We start from the raw sequence: 17,399 nt of genomic DNA, 5'->3' as shown, positions 1-17,399 counted from the left end.
TTCGATGTGATCTGCCGAATAGTGGAAATGTGAAATCACTTGCGGCCTAGCAGTTGAGAGGAACTCTCTCAAAGCCAAAAATCAAATTTCAAGCCACTTTCGGTATAACTCTATTTTTTTCAATTCAAAGGTTGTCTCTTACTGCATTCCCGCTTTATAATCGGACATCTTTTAAACTTTCATGAAGAAATCTATGAAAACGCCCCATTTCCTCATTCCGCAGGAAGCCTTTCAAAAAAGAATACCGTTAATCTTTGAAAAGGCTTTTTTTGTTCCTGACCGCTTTGATCGTGAAGCTTTTGCCTTTCCTGGCTGGAGCCACCCTTCTCTTTTTGGTAATGACCATCCCCTGCACGTTGAATACTGCAGCGGTAACGGAGCGTGGATTGCCGAGAAAGCAAAGCAGAACCCCTCCGTCAACTGGCTCGCCGTTGAACAAAAGATTGGCCGCGGTAAGCAGATTTTCAATAAAATTCACAAAGAGGGCTTGCAAAATCTGATTGTCCTCATCGGGGAAGGGGAAGAGAGTACGCGCGCTTTTTTTCCCGATGGAAGTCTTACGGAAGTATACGTTAACTTTCCAGACCCCTGGCCGAAGCGGCGTCATGCTAAAAACCGCATCGTCAACCCGCGGTTTGTCAAGGAGATGCTGCGCGTCTTGAAGACGGGAGGGAAGATCACCTTGGTGACAGATGACATTCCCTATTCGGAGGAGATGATCAGCACCGTGGGGGCCTTCAAGGAGTTTGTGTCTATTTACCCCGAGCCCTATTATGATAAGAATCCAGAGGATTACGGAGGCTCTTATTTCCACTCTCTTTGGGTGAGCAAAGGAAAGGAGATCCGGCTGCACTCTTTCCAAAAAAGGACTTGAAGCCAATGGTTGAAGAGCCAGTCGACACCGCCAGAATTTACATCCCGGCTGAAAGCGACGCCCTCTATGAGGAAGCGCCCCTTTCCCCGGGAGGCTTTGTACGGGCGGCGGCGAGAAACAGACACCTTCCTTATCAAAGAGAGGCGTTAGTCAAGGCTCTTATCGACTACAATCAGCAGATCGGTAATGACTTTGCGGCTAAAGACGCCGCCCTCACTCTATTGCAGCCAGATGTTCAGGCGGTTGTCACGGGGCAGCAACCGGGGTTTATGGGGGGGCCTTGTTATACGATCCTCAAAGCCATATCCGCACTTTCGATCGCCAGGCGCTATGATGCTCCCGCTATTTTCTGGATCGCGAGCGAAGATCATGACCTTGACGAGGCGGCAAGCACTCTTTCTGTCGATGAGGCGGGAAATTTAAAAAAATATCGCCTGGATCATCTGATCAGAGGTGTGGCCCTAGAGGATATCCGGCTGGGGGAGAGAGGTTTTGAGATAGTTGAAGCTTTCCTCAAAGAGATGAGAGTTCCTTTTGAGCTTCCTGCCAATCCCTCCTATTCAGGGACGATAGCCACCTTCCTTTCGCGTCTCTTCAAAGGTACGGGACTTATTTTTATTGAACCAAAATACTTAAAAACCCTTTGTACACCCTTCTTTAAAAAGGAAATTACTGAGACCGAGCATGTGCGCGCTTTGTTTCAGAAAGAGAAGGATAGCCTGGCTCCTCTGGGCGGTGACCTGCCGTTTCCCAAAGAGGGAGAGACATCGCTTTTTTTGAGGTCGGATTCGGGTAAGAGAGAAAGGATTCACTGGGTTGAAAACCGGTTTTCCGCCGGTGGTAGAAAAATTTCCGAAGAGGAGCTGGTGGCTATTGCCGAGAAAGATCCGGCACGGATATCCTCTTCAGTCATGTCAAGACCGGTGATGGCAGCGCAAGTGATTCCGACGGCTGCAGCTGTTTTAGGCCCCGGCGAATTGAACTATTTTCTCGGTCTAAAGAATTATTTTCGCTTCCACGGAGTTTCCATGCCGTGGCTTGTTCCTAGAATCTCTTCGACGTTCATCTTCCGCGAGGATGCCGAACTCCTTAAAGGGCACGGGGTAGATCCAGTGAAGTTTATACAGTTTCGCGGCAGAGGCCAAGAGCAGATCGCGATGCTAAAGGAGAGCGGAATCAGTGGGAAGGCGATCAATCGCATTCAAAACTTGCTCACACCGCACGGGAAAATGCAGGAGAGAGTGCTGAACTGGTTTACGTTCCAGTCTAAATACTCCGGCAATCTTTTGATGGATCTTCTCGATAAGTTGGATCCGGAAGATATGAGACATCGTCTTTTATACATATAATCGATCAAATACGAAGGAGCAGCAGTGAACGAGCGGGATGCACACGACGAAAATGCAGGGGAGAGCGTACCTGATTTTTTCTACTTCGAAGGCCAGCTTTGCTTCCACGGAGAGGAGTTATTCACCCCTCTTGTATCGCTCGATATGGACCCCGAGGAGTCGAAGAAGCAGGGATTTAACACAGTCGCCATCAAAGTCTCTCTCCGCTCTGATGCCGATTTGCATTTCAAAGAGACAGTGGCAGTTGCCAGCCGGGCCAAAGAGCTGGCGCTGAAGATAGTTTTCGATCTGGATTTTGGCCTCTTTGACAATCCGCGCACATCGATCGAGTCCGAGGCATTTTTTTCCCAGATGGCGTTTTCGTTGAAAGCCTTTAGAGAAAGGATACTCATCCCTTTTTCTGACAATGTTCTCGGCGTCATCGGCTTTAGAGGGAGTGCCGATTTCTTTCCGTTGATGAAAAGAGATTTTAAACTACTCGATTCTTTTAGAATATGGGTGTCGGAAGTCTACTCAACACCCGAGGCGTTGTCGTCTGATGTGAATGTGACCGTCGTCGATTTTTCCCATCTCGATTACAATCATTTTGAAACAAGTGACGCCGGGCGTTTTCTTCTCTCCTTGGCTTTTTTTGAAATGGTCTTTCATTTGATGGAACGGCTTGGAGGGGAGCTGCCGGCAAATTGCCCGCTCTTTCTCTTGCTTGAGCTAAGCCGGGAGATGCCGCTAGCTACGAAAGCCGCCCTGCTCAACCGCGCTCGTTTGGGCCGCGTGCTCATCGCTCCGCTGGGAGCTCAGCAGATGCACACCGGAATCAGGTTGGAGGAGATGCAGGAGCATCCTTATGCTTTTTTCGGCCACAGGTTACCGCCTGCGGATTCTTCAGTTGAGAAGGCTACCGCAATTTTACTACCGCCGCTGGAGAATAAACGCTGGAACGATTATAAAGCGATTGGTGAAACCGCGCACTGGTTGATCGAACGCGGTATCGCTTTCCGCATGATACCCGAGACTTTACTGCCAAGCGAATGGGATGATGTAGAAACGTTGATCGTTGCAGCACCTCTTTCCAGAGAGGGTAAAAGAAGGGTCATGGGCTATCTATCGACAGAAGGAACTTTAGTGTCTTGCTGCAAAGAGCACGATCTTGAAGAGGCGGTGGATTGGCAAGAGTGGACCCAAGTCTTAGGAAGGAATGAACTATGTTAGCCATTGGACGCATCGAGATTCCCAGGAGAGGGGCAAACTGCCAAATCTGCGGGAATAAATTTAACAAGGGCGACTCTTTGGTGTCGTGCCTGTTTCAAAGCGGAGGCGCCTCGTTAGTCCGTGTCGACGCCTGTCACGGCTGCAGCGGACAAAGTGCGGAAGCCCCCCCTCTTTCCTCTTGGAAATCCATCATGCCGGGCGAGAAAAAAGTCTCAATGGGTTCCCGTCAAAAGGATGAGGCGGCTAAGGAGCTGTTTGAGAGACTCCAGCAAAACCCCTCGGGAAAAGAGCCATCGCTTTACTTGCTTGCTCTGTACTTGGAGCGGCGGAAAGTTTTGGCAAGAAGAGGAGAGGTGGAGCAAGAGGGGCTCGCTTTCTTTTTATTTGAAATGCCTTCCTCCGGCGAGACCTATTCCGTTCCCAAAGTTGAGGCAGCGGCCATCGACCTAGCTTCGCTTGACGAGGAGATTAAATCCATCATCGGAATTTGATGGTTTAAGAACAAGGAAACATCATGCCCATAACCTTCCTGAGTGCTTAGGGCAAGGTTGCGCTCGCTGGCAAGGTAGCAGGCAAAATCCTCAAATGGATCCCTAAGAGAGCGGTTTTTCATAAACCTTTCCGTAAATTATGCAATCGACGATTTCTAGAATTTTGAGGCGCTTTCGGTATATACCGAAAGCGCCTCAAAATTCTAGAAATCGTCGATTGCATAATTTACGGAAAGGTTTATGAAAAACCGCTCTCTTAGGGATCCATTTGAGGATTTTGCCTGCTACCTTGCCAGCGAGCGCAACCTTGCCCTAAGCACTCAGGAAGGTTATGGGCATGATGTTTCCTTGTTCTTAAACCACCTGAAAGATGTCAGGGGCGAGAAGCTTGAAGAGGCGTCAGAAGACTCTCTCATTGACTATCTTGCTTTTTTGAAGTCGAAGGATTTAAAAGAGTCCACCATATTCAGGGCTTTCATGGCCATTAAAATCTTCTATCGCTTTCTGAAGCAGGAAGACTATGTTGCGACCAATATCACCGATCTGATCGATTCTCCAAAGTTGTGGCAGCTTCTTCCTGCTGTCTTGACTGTGCGTGAGGTAACAGCTCTTCTAAACGCACCGGACTGCAGCGAAGAAGAGGGGAGTCGCGACAGGGCAATTATGGAGCTTCTCTATGGCTCCGGCTTACGTGTTTCCGAGGCTATACAGCTCGATATTTATGATGTGGACGATACTTTTGTGAAAGTCAAAGGCAAAGGGCGCAAGGAGCGGGTTGTGCCGATCGGCAGAAAGGCGCTTTTGGCGATCGATTCCTATTTGCTCCATTACCGGGCACAATACGAGAGCGCGACCAACCAGGCCCTTTTTGTGACTTCCAAAGGAAAGCGTGTCGACCGATTTTTAATCTGGCGCAAGATTAAAGAGTATGGCGAGGAGGCTGGTATTGAAAAAAATATTCATCCGCACACACTCAGGCACTCGTTTGCGACTCATCTCTTGGACGGAGGGGCTGATTTGCGGGTTATCCAGGAGATGATGGGGCACTCGAGCATTTCTTCCACGGATCGGTACATGCGAGTGTCCACCCACCATCTAAGCGAGGCGTTTTTAAATTTCCATCCGCGTTACCAACCCGATTGAAGTTGGGGCGGCTGCTAGTTATACCGAATGTGTCTCAAAAATTGGGGTTGGCAAAGTGAAAGCTCCCGACGATTGAATGATTACAAGTCACCTAATATTAAGACTGTGAGGCGACTTGCAATGTCTCAATCCCGAGGGTTTCTCAAAGCCCTCATGCCAAATTTTGAGATAAGAGCTTCTGCCGCGGATGAAAGTGTGTGATGTGCTTGCTGACAGCCTTTTAAACGGGGGACCGGACTTCTTCTTTTTCGGGAAGCAGGCTGTAGCCGAGATGCGCGCCGAAGCCGATCGCCAAAGCACCCGCAGTGACCGGCAACGAAAAGAAAGCTCCGATCGCTGTCAGAGTCAGCACCTTCCACTGCTGACTGTTGTAGATGACCGAAATCTTTTCAGCAATCTCCTTGACCTTCTCGTCAAAAATAACACCTGTGGCAGCGCCGATCGCAAAAAGGGAGGGATTGGCGATAAAAAGGGCTACTCCTGCGAGCAGGTAAAAAATGGCTTTTACAGCCTCCCAGACCTTCCATCCGATATCTTTAACTTTTTCCCAAAAAGTCACCGGTAAAGGAGGCTCTTCGATTGGGGTATGTGTCCTTTGTGTTGCTGGTTGCATGGGATTTGCCTTATTAAGTGTTGCTATCAGCCGCAGGCATCTCGAATTTTGAGACACTCTTGGCGTTTACCAAAGTGAATATACGGTATTTACCTAATTGAATATTCAAATTATCTACTATAAAATCAGATCGCTACTTGCGATAAGATAGATGATAATGTTTAAAGTATTTAGCAGCAAAGGTAAAAGAAAAGTCTTTCCATTCCTTATATGAATATTTGACAGCTAGGGAATTTTTTTCTATTTTGCAGGCGATGAAGAGTATGTGCCGGCAGCTATTTTAAAGGACCGGTTCAAAGAAGAGGAATCCTTGCCACCGCGAAAGAAAAAAAAAGAGTTTGATTTACCCAAAAAAGTAAAAGAGAAACTGAAAGATCACGAACGAGTGAAGAGAGAGCTTCAGGAGGGGAAAAGTGCGCAGGATATCTTGGAAATTTCTGACGAATCGATGGCCGATTTCTACCAGGCAGCCTATAAGTTGTTTGTAGGAAAGCGCTACACCGATGCCGCTAATGCCTTTCTTTTTTTGGTTACCCTAAATCCCTATCACCATGACTACTGGATGGGGCTTGGGATGGCTACCCAGATGTGCCATGAGTTTGAATCTGCAATCGATGCCTATGAGATGGCTGCGATCTGCCAGGTGGAGAGTCCTGTTCCCTATTTTTATCTGGCAAAGTGTCTTTTTGCGATCCATGACAGGGAAAGCGCTCTGATGGCGTTGGATCTGGCCATCGAATATGCGGCCGACTCTGATGAATTTGGCGAGATTCACGATCAGGCGGTGAAAGCAAAAGCAGTTTTGCTCAAAGACCAACCTCATGAAGAGTGACAGCGCCACACGCCGAGATGAGAGCGAATCTCAAAGTTTCAGTGTGTCGCGGTAGTGCGCTAAAAAAAACCGGTCTGGAATGTAGAATTCCAAGACCGGCAGGGAGGAAAAAGGGGGTGTGTTAAATTTATTGATTCGTTGGCAGAGCTACGCCCTGAAGTGATTTGTTTATGTGCAACCCACCGCTCACGCCCATCATGAGGCACTGAGCGCTCATTGGAATAACCATCCCGATACAAGCTGCGCCTGCTGCCATCAAAATTTTCCCCAGAAGATTTGTGTTTCTAAACCCTTCGATGGCGGAGTTTTGAATCCTTTCCAGGAGAGGATTGATCTGCTTGGAGAAGGCTAATCCGATGCCCAGACCGACTAAAGTGAAAATCGGGCTAATGAAGAGGGAGATAACCAGAAGCGCAATCGGAAGAACTTTCTTGGCAATGGCAATCACTTTGGGTTGAGATTCTTCCAGTTCCTGATATTTTTGCGTTACTGTGTCGATCGCGGTGTTGATGAATTGGTTTGCTGTATCGAAAAAGCTAGGTCCGTAAGCGTCTCTTGTAATCGAACTCATTGTATTCTCCTTGATATTAAAGAATTTTACTATTTACTTTTGTCTACTACTATAAAAAAATAATGTTAAGAGACGATTAAGTTGATGTTTATGAAATAATAATATAAACAAAATAATTTATTGATAAAGTGCTCGTTATCGTGTGATTTTTGTTCGCCAGCTCAGGATTCACAGTAAATGCCGGTAGTTATACCGAAAGTGCCTCAAAGTTTGATTTTCTGACTTTGAGGCATTTTTGCTTTAACAGCGGAGCTGGAGATTGGCCCGAATGTGGGCGGCGTGGGATTCGGGCAGCTTGCAGTCCTATTCAGTCGCAAAGCCTACTGATTCAGGTAGAACCTGTCCCTGCAGGTGACGCTGCCTAAGCCGAAGAGTGCAGTGTCAATTTACAAATTCTTGCTCTTCGGCCGAGGCCGGCAATTCCCGCAAAAGTATCTCAGCGAGTAGTGTGCTTTGCTGCCAGTTACTGCAACCTGTCTTTTAAGAGCTGGTTGACAAGATCCGGCGATGCTTTCCCTTTTGAGAGCTTCATCACCTGGCCGATCAAAAAGCCAAAGGCACGATCCTTACCGGATTTATAATCTGCGACGGACTGCGCATTTTCTTTAAGTACGAGATCGATAAAGGCCATCACTTCACTGGTATCGGATACCGGCTGATAGTCAGGGTTTTGCCTGACGATCAATGAGGGGGCTACTCCGGGCGTCTTTACCATGTCGTCAGCTACTGCCTTGGCGATTTTTCCTGTAATGGTTTTATCGTCGATCATGTTGACCAGTTCGGCAATATTCTCAGGAGCTATTCCGGACTGGGGTAAAGGTTTGAATTCCTCTTTCAGCCTTCCTACAAACTCCACAGTGATCCAGTTGCAGACGCCTTTGGCATTCCGTGAGTGCTTCATGGCGGCATCAAAATAGTCGGCAAGCGCTTTGTCGGTCGTTAAAACAAAAGCACTGTGCTCTGAGAGTCCAAGCTCGTTTACATACCGTCTTTTCCTCTGCAAGGGCAGTTCCGGCAGCGAGGCCCTGATTTCTTCAATGTACGCATCGGTTAAGATGATGGGCACAAGATCAGGCTCGGGGAAGTAGCGGTAGTCATCAGCGTCTTCCTTGCGGCGCATGAGAACAGTCGTCTTGCGGTCAGGATCGAAGCGATAGGTCGACTGATGAATGACATCAGAGGGGTTTTTTCCGGGATTTTGCGTGTATTCACGGATCTGTCTCTTGATCTCCCCTTCGAGAGCGATCTCCATGTTGGAGAAGGAGTTCATGTTTTTGATCTCGATCTTATTGCGCAGCTTGGTTTCCCCGACAGGGCGGACAGAGATGTTGCAGTCCATGCGCAGCGACCCCTCTTCCATGTTGCAGTCAGAAGCGTCGATGTACTCCAGGATGGATTTGATCGCCATGGCATAGGCTACCGCTTCTTTTGGGCTTTTGAGACAGGGTTCGGATACGATTTCAATGAGAGGTACCCCGGCCCGGTTGTAATCGACTCCTGCGAAGTTAGTGAAGTGCTTGAGCATTCCCGCGTCATCTTCGAGGTGAGCGCGGTTGATGTGAAAGGTCATTTCGTGACCATCCACTTCGGCAACTACGCTTCCCCCTCGAACAATCGGCTCATCAAACTGCGTGATCTGAAAGTTCCTTGGGCTGTCGGGATAGAAGTAGGATTTACGGTCGAATTTACTGAACTTGGAAATCTCGGCGTTGACTGCCAGGCCAAACTGAACGGCTTTGCGAACCGCCTCTTTATTCAGCACGGGAAGCGCTCCGGGTTGCCCTGTGCACACTTCGGTGATATTGGTATTGGGCTCATCTCCGAAGCGATTGGGAGCGGTGCTGAAGAGTTTGGATTTGGTGTTCAGTTCGGCATGGATCTCAAGACCGATTACTGTTTCCCATTGTGCATTTGCCATAGCTTATCCTGGTATGGAAGATTGGTTCTTAACTGAAATTATTTATCGATAGCTTTCCGGGATCTGGCATTTTTCGCCGGCGGAGTGGAAGGCATGAGCAACTGAAAGCAGTCTGGCGTCTTCATGCTGCCTTGCGAGCAGCTGGAAGCCGAGAGGCATCCCTTCTTTTGTAAAACCATTGGGTACGCTGATGGAGGGACAGCCCACAAGGTTGCTCAAGATAGTGTAGATATCTTCCAGATACATCTGGATGGGATCTTTTATCGAATCGGCTTCGAATGCCGCGAACGGCGATACCGGCATGGCAATCGTGTCGCAAGTCTTGAAGCAGCCTTCAAATTCATTCAGCATGAGCGTGCGCACTTTTTGCGCCTTTTTGTAGTAAGCATCTTGATATCCGGCGGACAAAACGAATGTTCCGAGCAAAATGCGTCGTTTTACTTCAGCTCCGAAACCTTCTTCCTTGGAGAGTCGGTAGACCTCCTTCAACGATTTGGCTTGCTTCGATCGCACCCCGTAGCGGATTCCATCAAATCGGGCCAGGTTAGTCGATGCCTCGGCAGTGGCCAGGATGTAGTAGACCGGAATGGAGTACTTGATCATGGAGAGCTCTATGGGAACGACAGTTGCACCAAGAGACTGCAAACGCTCGAGGCCTTTTTCGAAGGCTTTTTTAGGTTCCTCCGCAAGGGATTCGATAGCGTGGTAGGGTACGCCGACCCTGAGTCCGCTGATCGATTTGCCAAGGAGTGGAAGGATAGATTCGCTTCCTCTTGGAATGCTGGTGGAATCACGCTCGCAGCTCTGTCCGATGACTTCCATCATCAGCGCGGCATCTTCGACGCTGGTCGCAAGAGGCCCAATCTGATCGAGTGACGAGCCGTAGGCAACAAGACCGAAACGGGAGACGCGGCAGACGGGGCCGTAGGTTGGCTTATAGCCGATCAGTCCTGTGAATGCAGCGGGCAAGCGGATAGATCCTCCGGTATCGCTTCCGAGGGATATGGGGCTTAAACGGGCAGCAACAGCGGCGGCTGGCGGCTGAACCGCCAGAAGACCCACCGGGTACGCATCGCAGATTCCACGGGTTTTTTGTGGATTTGAGAGCCGAGTTTTCGGTCGATGAGCCCATGGCAAACTCGTCCATGTTTGTTTTACCGATGACAATGCCATCTTCTGCTTCGATGAGGTCGGTCACGGTCGCATTGAAAGGGGCCCGGTAGTTGGTCAAAAATTTAGAGGCGCAAGTGGTGATTTCACCCTTCACATGGATGTTGTCTTTGAAGGCGACGGGAATGCCGGCGAGCTTGCCTAGTTTGGCGCCGCTCTTTTTCTTCTGATCCAGCTCTTCAGCTTTTTTTATAGCTCTCTCGTCGCAAGTGGATAGGAAGGATCCTACCTCGCCGTCATACCGACTGATCCTCTGGAGGAAATGTTCTGTAATTTCCTTGGCCGAGAGCTCTCCTCGTAGGAATTTGCCTTTCAGTTCTGTTGCTGATAATGTGTGCATATTTTAAGGCATCTCCTCTTCTTCTTCAGCTTTTGCTTTCGTGATCACCAGGGGAACGCGGATCATGCCTCCAGTGTGCTCGGGTGCGTTGGAAAGAAATGTCTCTCGCGGCATCGGGTTTTGGACGACATCTTCCCTCATGACGTTATTCAGCTCTTTTAGCACATGGTTGCATGCCGCTACGTTTGTGGTATCGAGCTCATTCAGTTCATCAAAGTAGCTTAAAATTTTTTCAAGGTCGGTCATGAGAGACTGCATCTCTTCTTTGGAGCACTGGATGCAAGACAGCTCCGTCAGCTTACGGATTGACTCTTCATTTAGATGGGACATTACAATTCTCCTAGTCGATAGAGAAAGGATACTCCATCTGTCCAAAAGAGGCAAGAAAGAGACCGGTTTTTTCTTGCGATTTAAAGAGGGAAAGGAAGAAAGAAAGGGGGAGCGCAATGTGTGTTGAAAGCCTATCAAATTTCGGCACGGGGGCTTTGCAAATGCTTCGGGGTTGAAAGGTAGCCAATCACCTCACATTTCTAATAGTAGGCGGCTTGCTACACTCGTATTCTCTGAGGACTTGTCTCGTTGGCAAAAACTAAATTTTGAGACACTTTCGGTATCACCAATACTACGATTGCAGTGTGTGGACAGTCTCTTATTTAACGGGAGAAGAGTATGACTCAAGCCACTTCCTCTCAATTTGTTAGTGAAATCTCTGGTTTCACTCTGCTGGATCTGCCAAGGGACTGCCTTAGACTGATCTTGCTCGAATCGGATATGAAAACGTCCAGTCTAGCGTGCCGACTGTTTTACCAGATTCTCACAGATCCTGTTCACCTTTTTATCCGTTTGGAGAGAAAAGGTATTGGCTCGTCAGTAAACAGGCTGGTCAAGGTTTCATCTCTCTTAAATCGTACAGCGGCAGATAAGGTTCGGTGGATTTGGAGGGAGTTGCTCTCGGAAAGAAAGGAACTTAGCCTCGTCAGAGAAAATGAACGATTTATCCTGGAGTCCACTCCGAGGCTGGAGCTTGTGCAGGCTGTGGCGGATGAGTGCAGAGACAGCAATCTCCTGCTTCTCTTCCATTCGTTGGGAAGATATTTCGGATACGGCCATTTCAACAAGGAGAGTTTTGACCGGCTTCCCTTAAGGCAAAAAGCAGAATATTGCCGCGCCTGGCTTGAAAAGGAGAGCGCTGTTTTAGGAAATAAAACAACGCTAGACCTCTCAAGAGTGGGTCTGACCTCTCTTCCCGAGGAGCTGCGATATTTCAAGGGTGTTACCGAGGTGGACTTGTCATGCAACAGCCTGACTGTACTGGATGGAGAGTTAAAAACAATGTGGCCTCATCTTAAAAGCTTTAAGCTCTCCTGCAATAAAATAAAATGCATTAGTCCGGGATTTTTTTCCGGACTGCAGCAACTCACATCGCTGACCTTGAAAAAAAATGCATTAACATCGCTCGCGGCTTTCATAGACAGCGACCTGCCGGCTCTAGAAAGAGTCGATCTTAGCGACAACCTTCTCTCGGAGTTTAAGCAAGGGTGTTTTGCAGGCTCGCCTAAACTTAAAAGTTTGATTGTCAGCAATAATTCCTTAAGGAGGTTGCCGGAGAGGTTCGGCAGTTTATGGCTGCAACTTGAGATTGTTAATCTGGGATTTAACAGGCTGGAGAATCTCCCTGGCGATTTTTTGGAATCCAACAAGAAGGTACGGCAGGTTTACCTCCAGCAGAATCAGTTAAAGGATCTACAGAATGGATTTGGTGGCAGCTGGGAGAAAGTAGAGTATCTGTCATTGAAGCTGAATGACCTTAAATTGTTGCCGGATAGTTTTGGCGAAGGATTGTCTTCCCTTAAGTTGCTCGATCTCTCCTATAACAACCTTAGGATTTTGCCTTCGGGCCTCTCTCAGCTTAAAGCGCTGGAGCTTTTGCACATCACCCAAGAGGCTAAGCCCGCTGTTTCTTTTGCTATGCTATTAAGTCTTAGGAATCTTAGGAATATCAGGACCGTCATGGAGCGAGCTATTTCCTTGTAGGGCAAATCAAAATTTGATTATGATGAGCCTGATCTGTTTTCGTTTGGGCAAAAACAGCCTCCGGGGCGCTCATCCCAAGGAGAACTACAGGGGAAGGGTCTGGAAATTTGGTTTCGGGCTTCAATAACCCCTTGAGATAGAACGATTGCAAGTCATCTACTCGTAGAGATGGGGGTGCTTGAAATTTTTCGATTGAGGGGAGTGTTTTTGTAGCCAAAACCCAAATGACGGGACACTCCCAGTCCAATTGTTCGACCTTAAATTTAAGGAATGCCGCATGCCATTCACATTGCCTCTTGGTTCAAAGCCGCCTTACTTCAGCCTCAAGGGAACCGACGGTAAAACTTATAGCTTGGATGACTTTAACAGCGCCCGTTTGCTTGTTATCTTTTTTACTTGTAACCACTGCCCTTATGTCACGGGTTCCGACGAGGTGACGCGCACAACGGCCGAGAATTATTTGAATCATGGCGTTCGCTTTGTTGGCATCAACTCTAACAGTCTGGAAACAGTGCCGGAGGACTCATTCGGTGAAATGGTAAAGCGCATGGAGGAAAAGAGGTTTCCCTGGATTTACCTCCATGATGACACGCAGGAGGTTGCCCGGGCTTTTGGAGCGTTGCGCACACCGCACTTTTTTGTTTTCAATGAAGAGAGGCATCTCATCTATTGTGGGAGGGGTGTCGATAGTCCAAAAGACGCCAAAGAGATCAAGGTGAATGATTTGGAAAGAGTGCTCGCGGAAAGTATCAGCGGAAAACAAGTTTCGATCCCACTGACTAATCCTATCGGGTGCAACGTCAAGTGGGCCGGAAAGGATGCAAAATGGATGCCGCCGGAGGCGTGCGATTTAGTGCCCAGGGAGGAGTCATGAAAATTTTGATCAGCGGCGCGTCAGGCTTTATTGGCAAAGCTCTTGTCTCATCTCTTGCGAAAGAACATCAGGTATACACTCTAGTCCGTAAGCGGAAGGGTAAGAGCGGCGGAAAGGAGATCTTCTGGGATATCGAGAAAGGGGATATTGAAACAGAGGATGATTTTGACGCCATCATTAACCTGGCAGGGGAGAATGTCTCATCAGGCCGATGGAGCGATAAGCGCAAAGAAGCCATCTTGTCATCTCGGGTGATGGCCACAAGGACGCTAGTTCAGTTTGTTCTCAAAAAAAAGAATCCGCCTACCACTTTCATAAACGCTTCGGCAATTGGGTATTACGGAATCAATTCGACTGAGCTCAAGACAGAGGAGTCCAAACGGGGGGATGGGTTTCTCGCCACCGTTTGCGAGGAGTGGGAGCGCGCTTTGCTCCCTGTCAAGGATAGAGGGGTGCGCACGGTATTTTTGAGAACCGGAATTGTCCTGGGACATGGCGGAGGGGTGCTAGCTAAAATGGCTCTCCCATTCAGCCTCTGCCTCGGTGGGGTGATAGGCGACGGCTCCCAGTCGATGAGCTGGGTTGCTTTAGATGATCTGGTATCGGCGGTAGGATTTATCCTGACCGATAAGCAGATTCAGGGACCTGTCAATATGGTCTCGCCCAATCCCGTGTCGAATCGGGAGTTTACAAAAGAGCTTTCAAAAGCGATGAGGAGGCCTGCCCTTATCCCCATGCCAAAGGCTATTGTCAGGTTGATGTTTGGACAGATGGGCGATGAGCTCCTGCTCTCGTCTCAGAAAGTGGCGCCTGAAAAATTGTTGAAAAATGGGTTTCGCTTCCGCTTTGGTACTTTAGATCAGGCTCTAGAGCATTACATCAGGTAGTTTGGCTTTGTCATTTCGCTTCGGCGGTCAAAATCAAGCGCGGAGAGAAGAGATTGTATGCTTCTCCCTCGAAACTGCCATATGCGTTTGTTCTTTCAAATCCAGCCTGATGCAGAAGCTCGGTTAGCTCTTCCAGGGAATAGAGTTTTACTCTCTCGAAGTACTCTTTTGTGGGAAAAGCTATTTTCTTCTCCACGCACCCTTCTGTTACTTGACGCTCAATCACGATCTTCTCTCCATTAAGAATAAGCTCTTCCTTTGGCAAGAGGTGTTCTATGACATAATTTGGATTGAGATAATCCAGAAAGAGCTTTCCCTTTGATCGCACTTTACCGCGCATAGCCTTCAACACGTTCAGATTTTCTGCGTCGGAGAAATACCCGAACGAAGTGAAGAGGGAAAGAAGGGTGTCGTACTGCGGAGAGAGCGCGCTGGTGCGAATATCACCCAGATGGAACAGGGTGGGGGAGAGACTCTGTTTCTTAGCCTCTTTTTTCGCGATTTCGATCAGAAATGGTGAAAAGTCAATCCCCTCAATGGCAAATCCAAGCTCTCGGAAAACAAATACATAGCGTCCGGATCCGCATCCGACATCAAGCACTCTTTCGTTTCCACTCAGCCTGAGGGCTTTGATAATGAAACGAGCGTTCTTTGCAGCCTCTTCTCCTCCTCTTGCGGCATACAGTCGGAGATAATCTTCATTAAACCACTCTTGAGTCCACGAGTCTTTTTGCATGGGCAGCCCCACTTTTTTTCGGTAGATAACGAAAGCCTATCAAAATTTGGCATGGGGGCTTTGAGAATGCCCCCTAGACCGAGAGATTATAAGTCACTTCATACTTCTAATATTAGGTAACTTGTAATCTTTTGATCGCAGGGATCTGTCTCGTTGGCAAAAACCAAATTTGGAAACTCTTTCAGTATACATTCGGTATGACAGGAAAATTTATGATATAGGGTAGGATGTGATTTTGGCATAGCTTTTAAAAAAAGTCCGCAGCGGGCACGCAAGGTTTAGGGGGTATGAATGGAATACAGAAGGCTTGGAAAAGCAGGAATTAAAGTCAGCGAACTCTCGTTCGGATCGTGGATCACTTTTGGCTCTTCTTTAGATCTTCAAGGAGCAAAAAAACTGATGCGCCACGCCTATGAGCGGGGAGTCAATTTTTTTGACAATGCCGAAGCGTATGGAGGAGGTGCTTCCGAGTTGATTATGGGTGAAGCGCTCAGGGATTACAAACGAGAGGATGTGGTGATCTCGACTAAAATCTTCTGGGGCGGTTCGGGACCGAACGATCGGGGGCTCTCCTTCAAACATTTAGTCGAGGGAACAAAACGCTCTTTAAAGAGGCTGAAAACAGATTATGTCGATCTTCTCTTTTGCCATCGCCCCGATCCTGAAACCCCCATTGAAGAGACTGTCCGCGCGATGGATGTGCTGATTCGATCCGGGCATTGTTTTTATTGGGGAACTTCGGAGTGGAGTAGAGATCAGATTGAAGAGGCTCATGCTGTGGCAAAGGCAATCAACGCGACGCCTCCCTCGATGGAACAGCCCCAGTATAATATGCTGCATCGGGACAGAATGGAGCGGGAGTATCTTCCCTTGTTTACTCAATACGGGATGGGTGCGACCATCTGGAGCCCTCTGTCCGGAGGTCTCCTGACGGGAAAGTACAAACAGGGTATACCCAAGGGAAGCCGCTTCTTCTTCCATCCGGAATTTAAGCGCCAATTGACGGAAAGGGGAGAGGAGGTCTTGCTTGATTTGGAAAGAATCGCAAAAAGTTTGGAGATGACGCCTGGACAGCTCGCTATTGCGTGGTGCCTTAAAAACAGGAATGTCAGTACGGTAATTCTTGGGGCGACCAGTCTGCCGCAACTTGAAGAGAATCTTCGCGTTCAGGAATTGAAAAATCGGCTTACAGAAGATGTAAAAAGGGAAATTGAGGGTATTTTCGAAGCAGGTGGAGTACTGGCTCTATGATGATGTATTGGTTTACCTTAGCCCTTCCCTTTTATGCCTCCACTCAAGCCTCTCCCGGAAGTTATCTGGAAGAGCATTTTAAAGTGCCCTTTCAGGAGTTGAAGACTTCCGAGCTTTCGGGGGGGCTTAGCGCATCGTCCAACTACAAAGTCGAGCTCCAGGGCAAACAATACGTTCTCCGGATTTTTCCCCAAGAAGAATCCCCGGAAACGAGGAAACGGGAGGTGGAGGCAAGCCTTTATGCTGCCCGTCTAGGAATTGCTCCCAAGATCTATTATGTGGCCCCGCGTTTTGAAGCGGTGCTTATGGACTTTGTCGCGGGGACTACCCTCACGAAGAAAGAGGTAGAGGCTGATGACCAACTTTCCAAGTTGCTTCAAACGATCCGGGTGCTACACGACTCTACGGGAGATTATCCGAAGGGAGTGACGCTCTTTGAAAAAGTTGAAAAGGAGCTCTCGGCTCTTTTAAATAGCGATGTACCCTTGCCTGAGGTTCAGGTTCGTCAATCCATCCAATATCTGGAGGCGATCAAGAGCGCCTTCTCAGGAGTCGACCTAGTGCCTTGTCACAATGATTTAAATGCACTGAACATTTTAGTGTCGGAGGGGCAGTTTAAGCTGATCGACTGGACAGATGCCGGCTTGGGCACTTTTTATCAGGACCTTGGGTACTTTTCACTTGTTAATCGGATAAAGGATTTAAACAAACTGCTTAAGCTCTATTTACAGCGCGAGCCAACAGCAGACGAGGTGGAGAAGCTTAACCTCATGCGGCAAGCGAGTAAATTGCGTCTTTTTGCAACCCTCTTTGCATCCGTGGAGCCCAGTCTCAGTAATCCGGAAGAGAGAGAAAAACGGAAAGCGGAGATTGTGGGGGTATTGCAAAAAAAGGAAGAGCTTAATTTAGATCAATACTTCGAGATGCATCAGAAGGGAGAATTGAATCAACAGGTAACGATCTTTAGCATGGCCTTAACTGCGCTGCGCTCTTTCCTCTCCGAGAAGAAGGAGTGGTGACTTGAATCTTTCAATCTTAGGGAGGATTTCTCGGTGCAAAAGGCAAATTCGGTAGGATCAGCGCAGCTTAGCTAAGCTGCGCTAAAAA

16 protein-coding genes and 1 pseudogene are annotated in these 17,399 nt (G+C 48.2%); 11 read left to right on the top strand and 6 right to left on the bottom strand.

Annotation, left to right across the window (positions count from 1 at the left end; genetic code table 11):
• Window positions 1-193: 193 nt before the first annotated feature.
• From trmB to ELAC_RS05235, 5 genes are all read left to right on the top strand, one after another.
• On the top strand, window positions 194-874 hold the full coding sequence (gene trmB, locus ELAC_RS05255; RefSeq protein WP_098038240.1) for a tRNA (guanosine(46)-N7)-methyltransferase TrmB: 681 nt from the start codon (window positions 194-196) through the stop codon (window positions 872-874).
• Window positions 875-879: 5 nt separating this feature from the next.
• Window positions 880-2,223, top strand: coding sequence for a bacillithiol biosynthesis protein BshC (gene bshC / locus ELAC_RS05250; RefSeq protein WP_098038239.1), 1,344 nt, complete (start codon window positions 880-882; stop codon window positions 2,221-2,223).
• A gap of 24 nt (window positions 2,224-2,247) precedes the next feature.
• Entirely contained in the window at window positions 2,248-3,432 is a 1,185-nt protein-coding gene (locus tag ELAC_RS05245; protein WP_098038238.1) for a hypothetical protein, read from the top strand.
• On the top strand, window positions 3,426-3,923 hold the full coding sequence (locus ELAC_RS05240; protein ID WP_098038237.1) for a hypothetical protein: 498 nt from the start codon (window positions 3,426-3,428) through the stop codon (window positions 3,921-3,923). Before ELAC_RS05245 ends, ELAC_RS05240 begins: the two co-directional genes overlap by 7 nt.
• 240 nt (window positions 3,924-4,163) lie before the next feature.
• Entirely contained in the window at window positions 4,164-5,066 is a 903-nt protein-coding gene (locus ELAC_RS05235) for a tyrosine recombinase (RefSeq protein WP_098038236.1), read from the top strand.
• Window positions 5,067-5,286: 220 nt separating this feature from the next.
• Here ELAC_RS05235 and ELAC_RS05230 read toward each other — a convergent pair whose 3' ends face one another.
• Window positions 5,287-5,679, bottom strand: coding sequence for a hypothetical protein (locus tag ELAC_RS05230; RefSeq protein ID WP_098038235.1), 393 nt, complete (start codon window positions 5,677-5,679; stop codon window positions 5,287-5,289).
• A gap of 265 nt (window positions 5,680-5,944) precedes the next feature.
• On the opposite strand from ELAC_RS05230, the gene ELAC_RS05225 reads away from it, so the two are divergent.
• Window positions 5,945-6,511: a SycD/LcrH family type III secretion system chaperone gene (locus ELAC_RS05225; protein WP_239414387.1), complete on the top strand. Its 567-nt coding sequence runs from the start codon at window positions 5,945-5,947 to the stop codon at window positions 6,509-6,511.
• A 127-nt stretch (window positions 6,512-6,638) separates the two neighbouring features.
• Here the strand turns inward: ELAC_RS05225 and ELAC_RS05220 are convergent, their stop codons facing one another.
• The 4 genes and pseudogenes from ELAC_RS05220 to gatC all read right to left on the bottom strand — a co-directional run bounded on the left by ELAC_RS05220 (window position 6,639) and on the right by gatC (window position 10,840).
• Window positions 6,639-7,082, bottom strand: a complete 444-nt coding sequence (locus ELAC_RS05220) for a hypothetical protein (protein WP_098038234.1) — start codon at window positions 7,080-7,082, stop codon at window positions 6,639-6,641.
• Window positions 7,083-7,545: 463 nt separating this feature from the next.
• The gene (gene gatB / locus ELAC_RS05215) at window positions 7,546-9,000 is read right to left on the bottom strand and encodes an Asp-tRNA(Asn)/Glu-tRNA(Gln) amidotransferase subunit GatB (RefSeq protein ID WP_098038233.1); all 1,455 of its coding nucleotides are present in this window, start codon (window positions 8,998-9,000) and stop codon (window positions 7,546-7,548) included.
• 42 nt (window positions 9,001-9,042) lie between these two features.
• Window positions 9,043-10,510, bottom strand: a pseudogene (gatA, locus tag ELAC_RS12055) (Asp-tRNA(Asn)/Glu-tRNA(Gln) amidotransferase subunit GatA).
• A gap of 3 nt (window positions 10,511-10,513) precedes the next feature.
• On the bottom strand, window positions 10,514-10,840 hold the full coding sequence (gene gatC / locus ELAC_RS05205; RefSeq protein WP_098038232.1) for an Asp-tRNA(Asn)/Glu-tRNA(Gln) amidotransferase subunit GatC: 327 nt from the start codon (window positions 10,838-10,840) through the stop codon (window positions 10,514-10,516).
• A 339-nt stretch (window positions 10,841-11,179) separates the two neighbouring features.
• Here gatC and ELAC_RS05200 point away from each other — a divergent pair, with 339 nt between their 5' ends.
• The 3 genes from ELAC_RS05200 (at window position 11,180) to ELAC_RS05190 (ending at window position 14,305) form a co-directional block, all read left to right on the top strand.
• Complete coding sequence (locus ELAC_RS05200) at window positions 11,180-12,544, top strand: leucine-rich repeat domain-containing protein (protein ID WP_098038231.1); 1,365 nt, start codon at window positions 11,180-11,182, stop codon at window positions 12,542-12,544.
• A gap of 277 nt (window positions 12,545-12,821) precedes the next feature.
• Window positions 12,822-13,418, top strand: coding sequence for a thioredoxin family protein (locus ELAC_RS05195; RefSeq protein WP_098038230.1), 597 nt, complete (start codon window positions 12,822-12,824; stop codon window positions 13,416-13,418).
• Window positions 13,370-14,305, top strand: a complete 936-nt coding sequence (locus ELAC_RS05190; RefSeq protein WP_098038229.1) for a TIGR01777 family oxidoreductase — start codon at window positions 13,370-13,372, stop codon at window positions 14,303-14,305. Before ELAC_RS05195 ends, ELAC_RS05190 begins: the two co-directional genes overlap by 49 nt.
• Window positions 14,306-14,315: 10 nt before the next feature.
• On the opposite strand, the gene ELAC_RS05185 is transcribed toward ELAC_RS05190, so the two are convergent.
• Window positions 14,316-15,041 (bottom strand): class I SAM-dependent methyltransferase, encoded by a 726-nt coding sequence (locus ELAC_RS05185; protein ID WP_098038228.1) that lies wholly within the window; start codon window positions 15,039-15,041, stop codon window positions 14,316-14,318.
• Between the two features lie 291 nt (window positions 15,042-15,332).
• On the opposite strand from ELAC_RS05185, the gene ELAC_RS05180 reads away from it, so the two are divergent.
• On the top strand, window positions 15,333-16,292 hold the full coding sequence (locus tag ELAC_RS05180; RefSeq protein ID WP_098038227.1) for an aldo/keto reductase: 960 nt from the start codon (window positions 15,333-15,335) through the stop codon (window positions 16,290-16,292).
• Window positions 16,289-17,311: a choline/ethanolamine kinase family protein gene (locus tag ELAC_RS05175; RefSeq protein ID WP_098038226.1), complete on the top strand. Its 1,023-nt coding sequence runs from the start codon at window positions 16,289-16,291 to the stop codon at window positions 17,309-17,311. Before ELAC_RS05180 ends, ELAC_RS05175 begins: the two co-directional genes overlap by 4 nt.
• The last annotated feature ends 88 nt before the right edge of the window (window positions 17,312-17,399 follow it).

This window comes from Estrella lausannensis (assembly GCF_900000175.1).
Lineage (GTDB): Bacteria > Chlamydiota > Chlamydiia > Chlamydiales > Criblamydiaceae > Estrella > Estrella lausannensis.
Note: the sequence above shows the minus strand (reverse complement) of the source record. Positions and strands in the feature narration are given on the sequence as shown.